Annotated in this window: 14 protein-coding genes; 2 read left to right on the top strand and 12 right to left on the bottom strand. The window is 71.5% G+C overall.

Annotation, left to right across the window (positions count from 1 at the left end; genetic code table 11):
* Positions 1–38: 38 nt before the first annotated feature.
* From OG912_RS01595 to OG912_RS01580, 4 genes are all read right to left on the bottom strand, one after another.
* A complete protein-coding gene (locus tag OG912_RS01595; RefSeq protein WP_327707802.1) occupies positions 39–686 on the bottom strand; it encodes a class F sortase in 648 nt (215 codons plus the stop codon).
* A gap of 91 nt (positions 687–777) precedes the next feature.
* Positions 778–1,188, bottom strand: coding sequence for a sortase-dependent protein (locus OG912_RS01590; RefSeq protein WP_327707801.1), 411 nt, complete (start codon positions 1,186–1,188; stop codon positions 778–780).
* Positions 1,189–1,313: 125 nt separating this feature from the next.
* Entirely contained in the window at positions 1,314–3,368 is a 2,055-nt protein-coding gene (locus tag OG912_RS01585; RefSeq protein ID WP_327707800.1) for a sensor histidine kinase, read from the bottom strand.
* Positions 3,369–3,444: 76 nt separating this feature from the next.
* Positions 3,445–4,179, bottom strand: coding sequence for a response regulator transcription factor (locus OG912_RS01580; RefSeq protein WP_327707799.1), 735 nt, complete (start codon positions 4,177–4,179; stop codon positions 3,445–3,447).
* Between the two features lie 135 nt (positions 4,180–4,314).
* Here OG912_RS01580 and OG912_RS01575 point away from each other — a divergent pair, with 135 nt between their 5' ends.
* Positions 4,315–5,136 carry a maleylpyruvate isomerase family mycothiol-dependent enzyme gene (locus tag OG912_RS01575; protein WP_327707798.1) on the top strand — a complete coding sequence of 274 codons (822 nt, stop codon included), beginning with the start codon at positions 4,315–4,317 and terminating at the stop codon, positions 5,134–5,136.
* 54 nt (positions 5,137–5,190) lie between these two features.
* On the opposite strand, the gene OG912_RS01570 is transcribed toward OG912_RS01575, so the two are convergent.
* A complete protein-coding gene (locus tag OG912_RS01570; protein WP_327707797.1) occupies positions 5,191–6,966 on the bottom strand; it encodes an AAA family ATPase in 1,776 nt (591 codons plus the stop codon).
* 329 nt (positions 6,967–7,295) lie between these two features.
* On the opposite strand from OG912_RS01570, the gene OG912_RS01565 reads away from it, so the two are divergent.
* Positions 7,296–9,467 (top strand): tetratricopeptide repeat protein, encoded by a 2,172-nt coding sequence (locus tag OG912_RS01565; RefSeq protein WP_327707796.1) that lies wholly within the window; start codon positions 7,296–7,298, stop codon positions 9,465–9,467.
* Between the two features lie 15 nt (positions 9,468–9,482).
* Here OG912_RS01565 and OG912_RS01560 read toward each other — a convergent pair whose 3' ends face one another.
* The 7 genes from OG912_RS01560 to OG912_RS01530 all read right to left on the bottom strand — a co-directional run bounded on the left by OG912_RS01560 (position 9,483) and on the right by OG912_RS01530 (position 16,059).
* Complete coding sequence (locus OG912_RS01560) at positions 9,483–10,835, bottom strand: hypothetical protein (RefSeq protein ID WP_327707795.1); 1,353 nt, start codon at positions 10,833–10,835, stop codon at positions 9,483–9,485.
* Between the two features lie 542 nt (positions 10,836–11,377).
* On the bottom strand, positions 11,378–11,860 hold the full coding sequence (locus OG912_RS01555) for a GtrA family protein (protein ID WP_327707794.1): 483 nt from the start codon (positions 11,858–11,860) through the stop codon (positions 11,378–11,380).
* Positions 11,861–12,075: 215 nt separating this feature from the next.
* Positions 12,076–12,495, bottom strand: coding sequence for a (R)-mandelonitrile lyase (locus tag OG912_RS01550; RefSeq protein WP_327707793.1), 420 nt, complete (start codon positions 12,493–12,495; stop codon positions 12,076–12,078).
* Between the two features lie 52 nt (positions 12,496–12,547).
* Positions 12,548–13,525, bottom strand: a complete 978-nt coding sequence (locus OG912_RS01545; protein ID WP_327707792.1) for an aldo/keto reductase — start codon at positions 13,523–13,525, stop codon at positions 12,548–12,550.
* Between the two features lie 113 nt (positions 13,526–13,638).
* Complete coding sequence (locus OG912_RS01540) at positions 13,639–14,490, bottom strand: aldo/keto reductase (RefSeq protein ID WP_327707791.1); 852 nt, start codon at positions 14,488–14,490, stop codon at positions 13,639–13,641.
* Between the two features lie 89 nt (positions 14,491–14,579).
* Positions 14,580–15,617, bottom strand: a complete 1,038-nt coding sequence (locus tag OG912_RS01535) for an alcohol dehydrogenase catalytic domain-containing protein (protein ID WP_327707790.1) — start codon at positions 15,615–15,617, stop codon at positions 14,580–14,582.
* Positions 15,618–15,687: 70 nt separating this feature from the next.
* Complete coding sequence (locus OG912_RS01530; protein WP_327707789.1) at positions 15,688–16,059, bottom strand: DUF2255 family protein; 372 nt, start codon at positions 16,057–16,059, stop codon at positions 15,688–15,690.
* Positions 16,060–16,134: the final 75 nt, after the last annotated feature.

Raw genomic sequence — 16,134 nt, 5'->3', positions numbered from 1 at the left:
GGGCGGCGAGCCGGGGCGGCACATCACGTCCGCATCTGTCAGCTTCTGGTCGCGTACACGATCAGGTTGTCCACGGGATGCCCCTGGGCGTCGAACGCGCCGTCACAGGTGATCAGCCGCAGGGCACGGTCGTCGGTGGGTCCGTAGACCCGGGCTGTGGGGAACGCCGTCTTGTCCGCGGTCTCGCGGACGGTGACCTTGAAGTGGACCTCGGTGCCCTTCTCGTCCCGGACGGTGATGTCCGCACCCTTGGCGATCTTCTTGAGGTCGTGGAAGACGGCCCGGCCGAAGCGGGTGTCGTTGTGGCCGATCAGTACGGCGGGCCCCGGTTCTCCGGGCACCGAGCCACCGGTGTACCAACCGACCGTCATGCCCTTGTCGGCGGGCGGGACTTCGACAGTGCCGTCGGTGTTGAGACCGAGGCGCATGATGTCGCTGTCCACCCCGAGGGAGGGGATGGTGACGTGAACCGGCGCCTGAGCAACGGGCTTTGCAGGGCTCTCGGCCGTGGCCTCGGTGTCCGGGGTGCCGGCCGTGGTGGGCGTCTGTGCCACGGCGGCCGGGGACTTCGACGGTGAGGTGTCGGAGCAGCCGGTCAGTGCGGTCAACGCGGTCAGTGCGAGACAGGCGTACGCCGGCAGCAGTGCGGTGCGACGGCGCCGGAAGGGCTGGGTTGTACGGGACATGGGGGCGGGCTCCTGAGGCGTTCGGGCGACGACGGCAGTGGCGCCGCCCGGTGAAGGACGGCGCCACTGCGGGCTGTTCGGTGCGGGTGGGTCAGTTGCTGCGGCGGCGGCGCAGAACGACCGTTCCGGCGCCGCCGACCAGCAGGGCGGCCACGGCGGAACCCATGACGGCGGCCGTGTTGTCGCCCGATGCACCGGCCGGTTCCTCACCGGCGGCGACACCGCCCCGAGGCGCGACCGACGGGGCCTGTGACGGCACGGCCGTGGGCTTGGGGCGGTCGCCCGCGGCCACGCCACCACGCGGCACTTCGGACGGGGTGGCGGCGGAGGGCGCCCGGGTGACTACGGGGGAGGGCTCGGTGCGCGGCGAAGCGGGAGCGGCCGAGACCGAGGGCGTGGCCGTGGGCGTGGAGTCGGCGAACGCCGAGGTGGCGGGGACGCAGACCGCGCCGACCGCGACAGCGGTGAGGACGGCGGTACGCAGAGACGTACGCAGGGGCATGAACATGGCTCCGTTCCAGGTCGGCCTCGACGGCGCCGCGGTGCGGGAGCGCACCGCGGCGTGAGGCGTACCGACAGGCTGGCGCGAAGTTATGAAGAAGCTGTCAGAACGCTGTGGTCATCGCATCAGGGCTGCTCGGAACCGTCCGGGGGACTGCCCGCGGAGCCTGCCGGGGAGCCGTTCGCGGAGCCGTTCGCGGAGCCGTTCGAGGAGCCTTTCGCGAGGTCGTCCCCCGGACGGTCGGCCGGAAGGCGCAGGGTGAACACCGAGCCCTCGCCCGGCACGCTCACCGCCGTCGCCGTCCCGCCGTGTGCCTCCGCGAGCTTCCGTACGATCGCCAGCCCGAGTCCGCTGCCTCCCGTGCGACGGCTGCGGGACTTCTCGGCGCGCCAGAAGCGGTCGAAGACGTGGGCGAGGTCGGCGGCCGGGATACCTGTGCCCGTGTCCGTGACGTCCACCAGGACCGCGTCTTCCGGCTCGGAGCCGTACGCGCGCAGGGTGACCGTCCCGCCGGACGGGGTGTGGCGGACGGCGTTCGACACCAGATTGCCGATGGCCTGGCGGAGCCGGACCGGATCGGCCGTCAGTGCCGGTACGGGACGGTCCGGTGGTGAGGGCGGCACCGTCAGCGTCACTCCGGCCGTCTCGGCGCGGGCCTGGTGTGCGGCGGCGACCTGGCCCAGCAGTTCCTCGATCCGTACCGGCTCGGCATGCAGCCGCAGAGCGCCCGCATCGGCCTGGGCCAGGTCCTGGAGGTCGTCGATGATGTGCTGAAGCTGCACGGCCTCCTCGTGCAGGGACGCGATGAACGCCGGGTCCGGATCGGCCACGCCGTCCTGCGCGGCCTCCAGCCAGCCGCGGATGTTGCTGAGCGGGGTGCGCAGCTCATGGGCGACGTCGCTGACCATGGCCTTGCGCTGGGCCTCCAGTCGTGCGCGGTGGGCGGACATGTCGTTGAACGTGGCGGCGAGCCGCCCGATCTCGTTGTCCGCCGTGACCAGGACCGGCACGGTGTCCTCCCCGTCCCGCATCCGCTGGGCGGCCCCCGTCAGGGCGCGCAGCGGGCGGACGAGCCGGGCGCCGACGAGCACCGACGCTCCGACGGTGAGGGCCAGGACGAGAGCGGCCGCGCCGGCGATCCTGGCGGTGTTCGCCGGGGAGAGATCGAAACCGGGGACGGTGGCGCCGCCGGTGTCGCTGATGAACAGCAGGGCGGGCGAGGCGACGTACGAGCTGAGCTGTTCCCGGCGGGCCGTGCCTACGCAGGAGGCGATGGCCCGGTCGTCCTCGCTGGTGCCGACGGCGGGGGCGGGGGCGGAGCTCGGCATGACGCTGGGCGTCTCGGTCGGCGTTGTGCGGGGCGCGGCCTCCGATGCGGTGCCGGGTGCGGTCCGGGGCGCCTCGGTCGGCGGCAGGGTGGGTACGGCTGTGGGCACGGGTTCCGCGCTCTGCCCCCAGGACAGATCGAGCTTCAGTTCCACGCCGCTGCGGTTCTGGCGCTTCAGACAGGCGTCGGCCAGCTGGTTGAGCGCCTTCAGGGCCTTCCTCTCCGTGGCCGTCGGGGTGTCGAGGAGGTCGGTGGTGCAGCGGGTTCCCTGAAGCCGGTCGGGGTCGTTGCCCACCACCTGGATCGCCGGGCGCCCGCTCTCGGTCAGGACGACGTCCGAGGCGATCCCGGACTCGCTGAGACAGGCCACGCCCCGGTCCGCGATCTTCCGCAACGCCGTACGTTCCGCGGCCGGCAGCCGGAACGGCCCGACCGCCCGCGGATCGACCCGGTCCGCCGGGGTGCCGGACGGGCCCGCGTTCTCGGCCGCCAGCGCGGTGTCCACCGACAGCGGGTCCACGATCGCCGACGCCTGCTCAGGCAGCGCGGCCGCCTTCTCCGGCGCGGCCGAGTCGGCGAGTGGCGCGCGCTGTTCGGTGGTCAGCGCGATCCGGCGGCCGGACTGCTCGGCCAGATCGCGCACCGTCCTGTCGACGCCGTCCCAGGTGGGATGAGCCGCCGCGTAGCCGAGCAGGCTGTGGTAGATCCGGGCGTCGGCGGTGAGGTTCTGCCCCTGCTCCTGAAGGATCGCGCCGGAGGTCGTCTGCACGGCGAGCCAGGCCGTGGCGGCGACCGAACACGCCGCCACCAGAGCCGAAACGGTCAGCAACCGGGCGAAGAGGCTCTTGCGCAACGGAAGCCGGGTCCGCGACGCCCCGGACGCCGCCGGCGACGACGTGCTGCGCGTACGGCTCCGAGGGCGCCCCCCGTTACGACGACGCACGTGCCGCCGCCTTTGCCGGGTCGGTCAGTTTGTAGCCGACACCGAAGACGGTGAGCAGCCGGGTGGGCCGTCGCGGTGCGGGCTCGATCTTCTTGCGCAGGTTCATGACGTGCACGTCGACCGTGCGGTCGCTGATGTACCGGTCGAAGCCATGTAGTTCCGCCAGCAGTTGCTGCCGGGAGAAGACCCGCTCGGGTTCGGCCGCCAGGGCGGCGAGGATCCTGAACTCACCCGGGGTGCACTCCACCGCTTCGCCGCCGACCGACACCACGTGCCGGGTGGGATCGACGACCAGCGTCCCCACCGTCAGGACGGCCGCATCCACCGGGCCGGCCTCGGCGGCGCTCGTGGCGCGGCGGTTGCGGCGCAGGAGGGTACGTACCCGGGCCATCAGCTCGCGCGGGCTGTACGGCTTGGTCACGTAGTCGTCCGCGCCGAGGTCGAGGCCGAGCAGCAGATCGTCCTCCGTGGTGCGGGCCGTCAGCATCAGCACCGGCAACTCCCGGCACTCGGCGCGCAGTACACGTACCACGTCCAGACCGTCGGCCCGGGGCATCATCACGTCGAGGACCAGCAGGTCCGGCTCCCGGTGCCGTACGGCGTCGAGGGCGGCGAGGCCGTCGCCGACGACGGTGACGGCATGGCCCTCCCGTTCGAGGTAGCGGCGGAGGAGTTCCGCCTGTTTCTCGTCGTCCTCGGCGATGATCACATTGGCGCACACGCGGTCGATCGTAGAGGGGTTCGAACGGTGGGCGTCGACCTCTTGCCGGGAGGCCGTGTGAGCTGCTCTTGTGTACCCGCAGGTAACAGGAGCGGCAGCGGACGCGCGGGCGGCGTCCAGGAGGACGGTGGCGCAGTGGAGTCAGAGGCGGGGCAGGAGGTGCGTGGCGCGCTGCCCGAGGGGCTGGCCGATGCGATACGTACGACAGCCGAGGAGATCGCCGCGCTGTTGCGCGGCGCCCCCGACACCGGCGCCCCGGTCCCGGGACTGACCTGGACGGTGGGGGAGGTCGCCGCGCACCTGGCACAGGCCAACGCGTTGATGGCCGAGGTGGCGGCCGGACACCCGCACGTCCACGGCGACGGCACCCCGCAGGGCATCGCCGCGGCCAACGAGGACGCCCTCGCGGCGTACGGCGAGCGCGCTGCGGAGCCGCTGGCCGCGATGATCGTGACGCAGGCGTATGCCTGCCTGGACGCGGTGACCGGACACCCGGCGGACGAGATGCTCATGACACCGATGGGCCCGATGAACCGCGTGGTACTCGGTTCGTACCTCCTCACGCACATGCTGGGCCACGGCTACGACCTGGCCCGCGCACTGAAGCGTCCGCACATGGTCGACCCCGCCCGGGTCCGCCTGGCGCTTCCGTTCATGATCCAGGCGATGCCCCGGGTGACCGACGCCGCCACCACCGCAGGAATGAACGCCCGCTATGCGGTACGGCTGTGGGGCGGCGGCCGGTTGGGCGTGACGTTCACCGACGGCTCGGCGGCCGTGGGCCACGAGCTGCCGGACCGCCCGGACTGCACGATCTCCATCGAGCCGGTCACCTTCCTGCTGATGGCGCTCGGCCGCAGCTCGCCGGTGGGCGCCATGGCCCGGGGACGGGTCTTCGCGTGGGGCCGCAAGCCGTGGCTGGGGCCCCGGTTCCCGGCGTACTTCAAGGCACCCTGAGGCGGGACGACCGGGGGACCGGGGGCCGGTCACCCGTTGCTGCCGCGCCCTTCCTCATCCGCCGTTCCCGCGCCCGCCCTCACTCTCGTTTCCGGATTCGTGGGACTCCATCAGCTCGTCGTGCGCAGCGACCACGTCCCAGGCGAGCACGGTCACCATCTCCTCCCGGGTCGGTGTGCCGCCGGCGTGTGCCGAGTAGACCCGCAGGTCCCGTTGAGCGGAGGCCTTCTGACAGAGCTCGCGCGCGAACCGGGCGTTGCCCACGAGGTCGGCCTTGCCGTCGTCCACGATCGCCGCGCAGAGGGAGGAGAGGACTTCGAGGGCGCCCGCATCGGGCTCGTCGCCCTGGGTGGCCAGCACGGACCGGGCGATGAGGACCAGCTCCTCGGCGGAGTACGAAGGGAAGTCCACGCGCGTATTGAAACGGGAGACCAGGCCGGGGTTGGCCGACAGCAGCTCCGTCATCTCGGAACGGTATCCGGCGAGTACGACGACGAGCCGGTCCCGGTCGTCCTCGGCCCGCTTCAGGAGCACCTGCAACGCCTCGTCACCGAACGCGTCGCCACCGAAGTACCCACTGTTGGACAGGGAGTACGCCTCGTCGATGAACAGCACCCCGTCCAGCGCCGAGTCGATGACCTCGCTGGTCTTGAGGGCCGTGGATCCGAGGTGCTGGCCGACGAGATCGACGCGCTGGGCCTCGACGACGTGGCCCGAACTCAGCAGCCCGAGCCCGGCGAAGACCTTGCCGATGATGCGGGCGACGGTCGTCTTCCCGGTGCCGGGCGGCCCCGCGAAGACGAAGTGCCGGGGCCGCGCACCGCTGGGAAGGCCCTGCTCCCGCCGTAGTTCGGACATGCGCAACTGGGCTATGAGGGTGAGAACTTGGCGCTTCACCGGCCCGAGACCGATCATGGCCTCCAGCGACTGCTGGGCCTCGGCGAGCAGCCGGGCCCGCGCGTCCGCGGACAGCCCGCCGGAATCGGGTTCCGCGCCTCCGGTGCCGCCTTGAGGAGGCCGGGCCCCGGTCGGAGCCGGCGCCGGGGCGGGCCTCGGTGGGTCCGGATCCGCTGCGGGAGCCGGCCGGGACTTGGCGCGCGCATTCACGTCGAGGAGGTCGGGCGCATACCGGAAGGCGTACTGGTACTTCTTCAGTGCCTCTTCCGGCCGCCCCAACTCCTCCAGCGACCGTCCCATGAAGTACTTGGTCTCGGCGTCGAACCGGCTGCCGGTCTTCAGCTTTCGCGGCAGTGGCGTCAGGGCGTTGAGCGATGCGTGGTAGACGCCCTGGGCGAAGAGTGCGGCGCCGACGTACAACTGCGCCTCGTCGCGCAGGAACGCGTCCCCGATGCCCGTCGCGAACGTATGGACGAGGGTCCAGTCCTCCTTGACGAACGCATACCGCGTGCAGACGAACCGGGTCTCGTCACAGTCGAGTTGCGCGGTCGAGAGCCCCGCCCAGGCCTCGTCTACCCGCTTCCTGTCCAGCAGCGAGGACATGCCTGCCAGCCACAGGTCGCGCGCGTTCTCCAGGCGGAAGGTGACGTAGTGGCCGATCTGGAACGTCGACCGCAGCGGCAGCCCGAACTTCGTCCGCAGCGCTCCGAAGCTGTCGGAACACCGGAGCATGGCGTCCAACGCCTCCTGCTGCCGCCGGCCGGTCGCGTGCAGCCCCAGCCATGCGTCGGCGGCGGAGGGATCATGAGTCGTGGCAAGCGCGAACTGCGCGCCGGCACCCGCGGTGTCCCCGCGCTGCATCAACACCATCGCCTGGCTCCACGCCTGTTCGGCCTTCCTGACCGAACCCCGGCTCGCGGCAGGACCCTGCACGTGACTCTCCCTCCGACGGGCGCGCAGCCCGCGCCGGCGGCCGACGGGGCCCACCGTGATCATCTGGAACGCTGGTCAGGTCGGCCGGGGCCACCCGATCACCCGGAACGCTCGTCGGGATGGGACGCGGTCACCCGTTCGGTCGGCACACCGGTCAGGATATCCAACCTCCCCAGGTTGCGCGCTGACGTGCGGGTGCCGTGCTGGACGGGCCTCCGGGGATGCCGCCCGACTCGGGCGGATTCTCGATAGATTGCAGTCGCACGGTGGCAGCGGCGGTGCCGGGGAGGGTGCATCGCGCGGAGCACCGGGAACGGGGAGTGCGCGACATGCTGGATCCCATTTCACTGTCGGCCGTATCGGCCGTGACAACGGTGCTCGGCGCGGTCGGTTCGGGGATGGCCAACGAGGCGGGGAAATGGGCGTGGGAGTCGACGGGCGGATTCGTACGCCGCATCGCGGGCCGGGAGGTGCCTGCACCCACCACCCCGGACGAACTGGACGACATGGCACGGATGATGGCGGACCGATTCCGCAGCGACCCCCGACTTGCCGCCTCCTGGTCCGCCTTCGCGGCCCGGATGAACGGCGGCGTGCGCGGGACGGGCGGCGGAGCCGCCTTCGGGTCCGGCCGGCCGTCGCTCCCCGTGCCGACACGGTTCTTCACCGACCGCAAAGAGGCGCTGAAGGCCCTCGACCGTGAAGCGTCCCGCCGCGCGGACGGCACCCCGAGACTGGCCCTCGTGCACGGCGCCGAAGGCATGGGCACCAGCGAGCTGGCGGTGCACTGGGGTACGCGACAGGCCGCGAGGTTCCCCGACGGTCAACTGCACACGGACCTGGGAGCCGCCTCCGGCCCTGAGGGCGTACGCGAGCCGGGAACGGCCCTGCGCGACCTCCTGCGTCAACTCGGCGTACCGGACGAGGAGATGCCCACATCCGCCGCGCAGCTCAGTGAATTCTTCCGCCGCTGTGTGGCGGACCGGAAGCTGCTGATCATCCTCGACCACGCGCACTCGGCCGCCCAGGTCCGGCCGCTGCTCACCTCGGCACCCGCGGTGTTCATGATCGTGGTGGCCCGCAACCCGTTCCCGGGTCTCGATGCCGTACGTGTCCCCGTCGGCCCGCTCACGGACAAGGACGCGGTCCGGCTGCTGGCCAAGCTCATCGACAAACCCGCCCTCGCCGAGGCCAGGGCAACCCTCCCCTCAGTCCTCGCGCGGTGCGGCGGATCGCCGTACGCCCTGCGCGCGGCAGCGCCCCGACTCACCGCCCCGGTGTCCGCCGGTTCCGCGGGCGACGATCCCGTACGGGGAGCGGCAGAGGACACGTACCGCCTGCTGGACCCGGCGACGGCGAGGCTGTACCGACTGATGGCGGTACGTGCCTGGCCCGCCTTCGACGCGGCCTCGGCCGCCGATGTGACGGGCACGACCCCCGAGGACGCGGCGGCACACCTGGAGAAGCTGGCGGATGTCCTCCTCCTGGAGTGCACCGCAGCGGCCGACGGCCGCGCCCGCTACCACTACCGCGCCGCGGTCCGCCGGCACGCGGAGGCCGTCGCCGTACGGGAGGACGGCATCGCCGGCTGCTCGGCCGCAATGGCTCGCATGCTGACCCGGTACGTCGACCTGTCGACATCCGCGGCGCATCAGGCACTCCCGGAGAGCTGGCGCGTCCCCGCACCCTCCGCAGCGCACGGGCACCGGACGTACGGGAGCCGGGGTGAGGCCCTCGACGCGTTGATCGCGGAGGCGGGGAACCTGGTCCAGGCGGTCCACTGCGCCGAGGAGGCGGGCGACCCCGCGTCCGCCGTGCGGATCTGCCGCTCCCTGTGGCCGCTGCAACTCAAGGCCGGACACCACGAGATGCTGCTGCCCGCACTCCGGATCGGGGCCCGTCTCGCCGACGCCCACTGGCCGGGCACGGCGGAAGCGGGCGCCCTGCACGCCCAACTGGCGCACACCCTCACCGAGTTGCGCCGCTGGGAGGAGGCGGAGACGGAGGCGCTCGCCTCGGCCCGGTCGGAGGAAGCGTCCGGCCACCGGCGCGGCCACGCATCGGCAACCGAGTTCCTGGGACTGCTCCGCCTGCGGCAGTGGCGCTGGCGGGAGGCCTACGCGTGCTTCGACGAGGCGGGGACCGTCCTGGACGCCATGCTGCCGACGGACGAGGGGACGGCCGACGTCCCGCGCGCGCAGGCCCTGTTGGAGCGTCACCGGGGCCGGGCCCTGCGCGGAATGGGCAGGACCGAGGAGTCACGGGAACGACTGGAGACGGCACTGCGGTACTTCCGGGACCACGGCGACACGTACAACACGGCCAGGACCCTCACCGACCTGGCCGAGACCTACCTGGACACGTCGGAGACCGGGGCCGCGCGCCCCTTGATCGAGGAAGCGGTCATGACGCTCGACGGGCAGAGCGCCGAGTACCACGTGGCATACCTGCGGGGCATGCGTGAGCGCTGCACGGCTGAGGAACGGCGCGACACCACCTGAAGCGCGCGTCGCTGTTCACTGCGCCGGGGCCACGCGTACGCGAGCGTCCCGGCCCCCGACGTGTACCAGGAACCCGTCCTCCACCAGCCGCGCGAGCCGCACACGTACATCCTCGCCGCCGCCATCTCCAGACCCCAGCAGCGCATGGAGAGCCGAGACGCAGGCGCCGGGATCCACTCCGACCCCCACCAACCGCAGGAGGTCACCCCGCCGCGGGCGGACCACGCAGGTGTCCGGTCCGACGACGAATGCGGCCAGCGAGCACCCCGGGTACCGCTGCAGGACCTCGTCCGTCCAGATGGACGGGGACCCGAAGCGAGGATCGTCGGGCAACCCGTCCCGGTGGATGACGTCGGCGAGTTCCAACTGATCCACGTCACGGGTGTCCTCATGCACCGCCATGTGTACGTCCCCGGCGGCGGAAGGGGCGCCGGCCCACCGGGTGACGGACACCTCACCCGGACGGTCGACGCGGGTGAGCACGTGGAGGGGAGCGGTGACGGTGGCCGCCTCAAGCCGCGGCAGCGGCAACGGCTCCAAGGTGGCGGCCCACTCCGGCTCCGGCGCACCCATCATCGAGTAGAACAACGCCCGCAACCGGACCGCCGCCTCACCCGGTACGGAGGTGGTGAACTCGGCCGGCCCGGACAGCGGCCGATGACGATCCACGAGCTGCTCGACCTGCCCGCGCAGCGGCGCACCGGGATCGAGCCGGGGGGCCTCCCGCATGAAGGCGGAGATCGGCGCATCGGGATCGAGCTCGTGCAGCGGGGCGGCCGCCAGCAGTACGGGGGTGCCGAGAGCCGCCGCGTAGTACGTCACCGAACCGTGGTCCCCGATCACGGCATCGGCGGCGATCAGCGCCTGCCGCCACCCCTCCAGCGGATCGATCAGCACCAGCCCGCAACGCCGTGCCCGGTCGAGCCACGCACGGACCTGGCCGGGGCCGTGCCCGTGCCAGATGTTGGGATGCAGGACGGCGGCGAACCGGTACTCGTCCACGGGGAACTCCCGCGCGAGCCGGGGCAGCAGGGCGGGCAGCACATCGCCCGCGCCCGGATCCCCGCCCGAACCCCCATCCGTCCCCCCGTCCCCGAAGAGGGACGCAGGATTCCAGGTGGAACTGAGGACGACCAGCCGCTGCCCCGCCCGCACGCCGAGTGCGCGCCGGAACCGCTCGCGGTAGGGGCGGGCGGCGAGCATCCGGTCGAAGCAGGGATCACCGGCAAGGACAGCGGTCGGCGCGGCTTCGGGGCACGCGGCACGCAGCCGGTCGACCTGCTCGGGATGGGACAGGACGAGGGCGTCGGCGAGGGGCACACCGTCGTCGGACAGGACCCACTGGGGCGCGTTCCCGAAGACGGGCACTGCGGGTGCGGCTGAGGCCCTCGACCCCGACCCCGATCCGGTGTCCGGTGTCCGGTGTCCGGTGTCGCCAGCCTTTTAGTGTAACCAACGCCGTGCGAGAGGATGGCCAACTTTCCGCGAAAGACATCGAGTTGGCCGCCGAAGCTGGCGGAGACGACCAGGTCGACCGGCGTCGCCGCAGCCTGCTCCCACGGCAGGACCGGCACGCCGGTTTCGGCGAGCAGCTCGGCCGTGCCCGCGGAGAACGCCGAGGAGCCCGGGCAGGTGGCGAGGAGCTGGATCCGCAGATCGTCGTCGAAGAGCGGCAACACATCGAGGAGGCGTGTGGCGGCGGTGACATTGTGGACGACGACCAGGACCCGCAGGCACGCCCCACGTGTGGCCCACCGTGCCGCGTCGCCCCCGACGGGCACCCGCACCCACCCGTCCAGCCCCTGTGCCACTTGCGCCCCCGCTCGACTCACGGGCCGCGCAGCTGCCCGGCCGACCCGTCACGATAGCCAATGGGGCGGGGCTGACGACCGAGCCGCGGGGAACCGCAGTCAGGCGGCCATGGCCACGGCCGCCTTGCCGAGCGACGCCTCACGCGGCGTCCCGTCCACCTTGCGCTCCCCGAAGACGACCACCCGCAGCAACGCGAACCGCCCGGCGCCGGCGATCGCCGACGCCGAGAGGTAGACGCTCTGCTGAACGAGCGCCGAAGGCTCGGACTGAACCGCGTACAGGCAGAACAGGGCACCCGTCGTGAAGGCGTAGCTCACGGCGACGGTCAGCCCGGACTGGAGGTGGACACCCCACCCCCTGCGGTCACTGCGGAACGAGACCCGACTGTGCAGCTCGGTCGCGATCACGGTGGACACGACGGTGACCAGAGCATTGGCGACGACCAGCGGCATCCGGCCATGGAGGAGGACGAGAACACCGCTGGAGGCAACCCCGACCCCGCCACCGCAGATCACAAAGCGCACGAAGGCCGCCAGGGCCGGGTGAAGCGTGCGCGTCGGCTGGAGCGAAGGGGCGGTCACGAGTGGGCCTCCGAAGGCTGTGTGAAGCGGTGTGCCTATTCCACTCCAGAACCTACGGACCCGGCGTCCTCCGCACGACCCGGTTTCTCCCCGACCTTTCTGGGGGTTATCCCCCAGGGGAGGGTGGAGGTGGACCCCGGCGCTCGGAGGGAGAGCCCGCCGAACAGGGCAGTCATCGTCTCGGCCGTGAACTGCGCTCCTTTCGTGAGCGAGCGTCAGCGGGCGCGAGTACGCGGGGCGTTGTACTGGTCGTCGGTGATGTGCTCGAGCCAGGTGGTCTCGGGCTCTTCGTCTTCGGGGGCGGTGCCGTCCCACAGGGCGAGGTGCTGCATGAAGTTCTCCGCGGCGGCCCCGTGCCAGTGTTCCTCGCCGGGCGGGCAGGTCACCGTGTCGCCCGGGTGGGCCTCGAAGACGACCCCGTCGCGGGTACCGACCAGGGCGATGCCGGCGACGACGTGCAGAGTCTGGCCCACCGCGTGGTGGTGCCAGGCGGTGCGGGCGCCGGGAGCGAAGCGCACCATGTTGGCGCGCAGGCGGGAGGGTTCCTTGCCGGCGTGGATGACGTCGAACCAGACGTCTCCGCGGAACCAGTTCTCCGGGCCTTTGCCGGTGGGCTGCGGCTTGACGAACTCCACGGGATGCTCCTTGCTTTCGTGTGGGCGGCGGGTGAGGGAGAAGTCGGACGGGTCAGCGTTCCAGCATGGCCAGACCGGATTCGGTGTGGGTGTCACCGGCGGCCGGGGGAAGGCTGGAGAGCTTGGCCAGCACCCCGGGGCTGAGCCGGAGGCTGTCGGCGGCGGTGTTCTCCTCGACGCGGGCGACGCGCTTGGTGCCGGGGATGGGGGCGATGTCGTCGCCCTGGGCGAGGAGCCAGGCGATGGCGACCTGGGCCGGTGTGGCGCCGACCTCGGCGGCGATGGCCTGGACTTCGTCGGCGAGGGCGAGGTTCCGCCGGAAGTTCTCACCCGTGAAGCGCGGGTTGCCGCGCCGGAAGTCGCCCTCCTCGAAGTCGCTCTCCTTGCGGACAGTGCCGGTGAGAAAGCCGTGCCCGAGCGGGGCGAACGGCACCAGGCCGATACCCAGTTCCCGCAGGACGGGCAGGACGCGGTCCTCGATGCCGCGGGTCCACAGCGAGTACTCGGACTGCACCGCGGCGACGGGGTGGACGGCGTGGGCGCGGCGAATGGTGTCCGGGCCGGCCTCGGACAGCCCGAAGTGGAGCACCTTGCCCTCGGCGATCAGTTCGGCGACGGCGCCGGCGGTCTCCTCGATGGGAGTGCCCGGATCGACGCGGTGCTGGTAGTACAGGTCGATGCGGTCGGTCCCCAGCCGCTTCAGTGACCCTTCGACGGAGGTGCGGATGTTGGCGGGGCTGGAGTTGAGGTTCCAGGCACCGCCGCCGCCGTGGTCGATCATGCCGAATTTGGTGGCCAGCACCACCTGGTCGCGGCCGCCCTTGAGCGCCTGTCCGACGAGGTCTTCGTTGATGTAGGGGCCGTAGATCTCGGCGGTGTCGATGAGGGTGACGCCGAGGTCGAGGGCGCGGTGGATGGTGCGGATGGATTCCGCGTCGTCGCTTCCGGCACCGGTGAGGCCGTGGGACATGCCCATCGCCCCCAGTCCGATCCGGGACACCTCCAGGTCACCCAGCTTGATGTGCTTCATGGCTTCGTGCTCCTCCTGTCGGACTGAACTCTCGATTGCGGGCGCGGCGGCGTCCCCCCGCGGTGGTCCGCTTCGACCAACGGTGGGTGCGGGTGCTGCGGCAGGTCCGGTGTTCAGTTGTCGAGGCGGCGTTTGCTGAGCCAGGCGACCATCTCGGGGTCGTGGTGGTCGAAGAACAGCGTCGTGCCCGTGTCGAGGCCGGCGATCCGGGCCATCTGCTGGTCGGTGAGTGCGAAGTCGAAGACGTCGAAGTTCTGCGCCATCCGGTCGGGGCTGACCGACTTGGGGATGGTGACGATGTCCCGCTGGATCAGCCAGCGGAGCACGACCTGGGCCGCGGACTTGTCGTGCGCCTTGCCGATCTCGCTCAGGACGGGGTGGGTGAACAGGTCGTTCTTGCCTTCGGCGAAGCCGCCCCAGGACTGGTGCTGGACCCCGTGCTCGCGCATCAGCGCCTGATCGGCGGTGCGCTGGAAGAACGGATGGGTCTCGATCTGGTTGACCGCCGGGGCGATCTCGTTGTTGAGGATCAGGTCCAGGAGCCGGTCGGGGAAGAAGTTCGCGACGCCGATCGCCTTGGCCAGACCCTCCCTGTTGGCCGTCTCCATCGCGCGCCACTGCCCGTACACGTCACCGTAGGGCTGGTGCATCAGGTACAGGTCGACGTGGTCCAGGCCCAACTTGGACAGGGACGTCTCCAGCGCGCGGCGGGTGTTGTCCTGGGCCGGAGCGTCCTGGACCCACAGCTTCGTGGTGACGAACAGTTCCTCGCGCAGGATCCCGCTGTTCCTGATGGCGCGGCCGACAGCTTCTTCGTTGCCGTAGGCGGCCGCGGTGTCCAGGAGCCGGTAGCCGGCCGTCAGGGCGTCGGTGACGGCCTGCTCGGTCCGGTCCGGCGGGATCTGGTAGACGCCGTAGCCGAGGATCGGCATCTCGACGCCGTTGTTCAGGGTGACGGTCTGCATGGGGACTCCTTGTCGTTCGGGGGGATGAGAGGGTCCGAGGGTGTGGACCGATGGCCGTGGGCGCGCAGGTGCGGCAGGGCCGCTGGCGGTCACGGGCGGACCACGACCTTGAGGTTGGTGCGGTCGTCCATGGCCTTGTAGGCGTCGGCAACCCGGTCCAGGGAGACCTCGGCGTCGAACACCCGGCCCGGGGCGATCCGGCCGGCGAGCACGTCGGCGATCGCGGGCTCCAGGTAGGCGCGCACCGGGGCGGGCCCGCCGGTCAGGCCGGCGTTCTTTCCGAACAGCGAACCGAAGCCGACCGGCGCCTCCTCGTACTGGGGGACGCCGACGCGGGAGATGATCCCGCCGGGGCGCACGACGCCGTACGCCTGCTCGTAGGCGGGCATCAGGCCGACGGCCTCCAGGACGATGTGGGAGCCCTCGCCCCCGGTCAGGTCCAACACCTTGGCGATGCCTTCCTCGCCGCGCTCGGCCACGACGTCGGTGGCGCCCCACTCCTTGCCGAGGTCGGTGCGAGAGGTGTGGCGTCCCATGAGGATGATCTTCTCCGCGCCCATCCGGCGCGAAGCCAGCACGGCGGACAGGCCCACCGCGCCGTCGCCGATCACCGTGACGGCCCTGCCGGCCTCGACGCGGCCCATGTGGGCGGCGTGGTAGCCGGTGAGGTAGACGTCGCTGAGGGCGAGCAGTGAGGGCAGGAGGGCCGGGTCGACGTCCGTGGGGATCTTGACCAGGGTGCCGTCGGCCTGGGGGACGCGGATGGCCTCGGCCTGCGCTCCGCCGACGCTTCCGGCGCCGTACCAGCCGCCGTGCGGGCAGGCGGTGTGGAAGCCGTCGCGGCAGATCGGACAGGTGTTGTCGGCGAACGCGAACGGGGAGACGACGAAGTCACCGCGCTTGAGACCGCGGACCTCGGAGCCGGTCTCCTCCACAACGCCGAGGAACTCGTGGCCCATCGGCGCACCCTGGTCGGTCTTTTCCATGGAGTGATACGGATGCAGGTCGGAGCCGCAGACACAGGCAAGGGTGATGCGGACGATCGCGTCCGTCGGGTCGATGATCTGCGGGTCCGGGACGTTCTCGACACGGACGTCACCGGGGCCGTACATGAAGGTGGCACGCATGAATCTTGCCTTTCGTTACTCTGCGGTAGCTCTGTGAGCCAGAAGGGGATGCCGGCGGTCTCCGGGCCGGTCAGCGTGGTTCGAGGCGCAGGGTGGAGGCGCGGGACCGGTCGGTCAGGACGTGCTCGACGATGCTCGTGCAGTGCCCGTACTTCTCCCGGTAGGCGGCATCCACTCCCGGGTACTCGCCGGCGTCGGCCGGGTGGAAGGTGACGTTCCGGTGGACGCCGGCGGCTTGGACGCGGCCCTGGTGGCGGGACTGCGTGCCCCGGTACCAGGGACCGTCGGTGCCCTTGACCGAGCGGACGTACAGCTGGGCGCCGGAGCGGACCACCCACATCGTCACCGGGTCGCGCAGGGTGCCGTTAGCCCGTTCGGATGCCAGGTCCAGTTCCTCGGCCGCGGCGATCTTTTCCAGATCCGTGCCGTTCCAGTCCGTCATCGTCAGTCCCTTCCGCTGTACAAGGCCGGGTGGCGGGCCCCTGACCAGCCGTGTCGCCGTGCACCACGTCCACCG

Origin of the sequence: Streptomyces sp. NBC_00464 (assembly GCF_036013915.1) — a bacterium.
GTDB lineage: Bacteria > Actinomycetota > Actinomycetes > Streptomycetales > Streptomycetaceae > Streptomyces.
The sequence above is the reverse complement of the archived record's forward strand: the minus strand, read 5'-3'. Positions and strand labels throughout refer to the sequence as shown.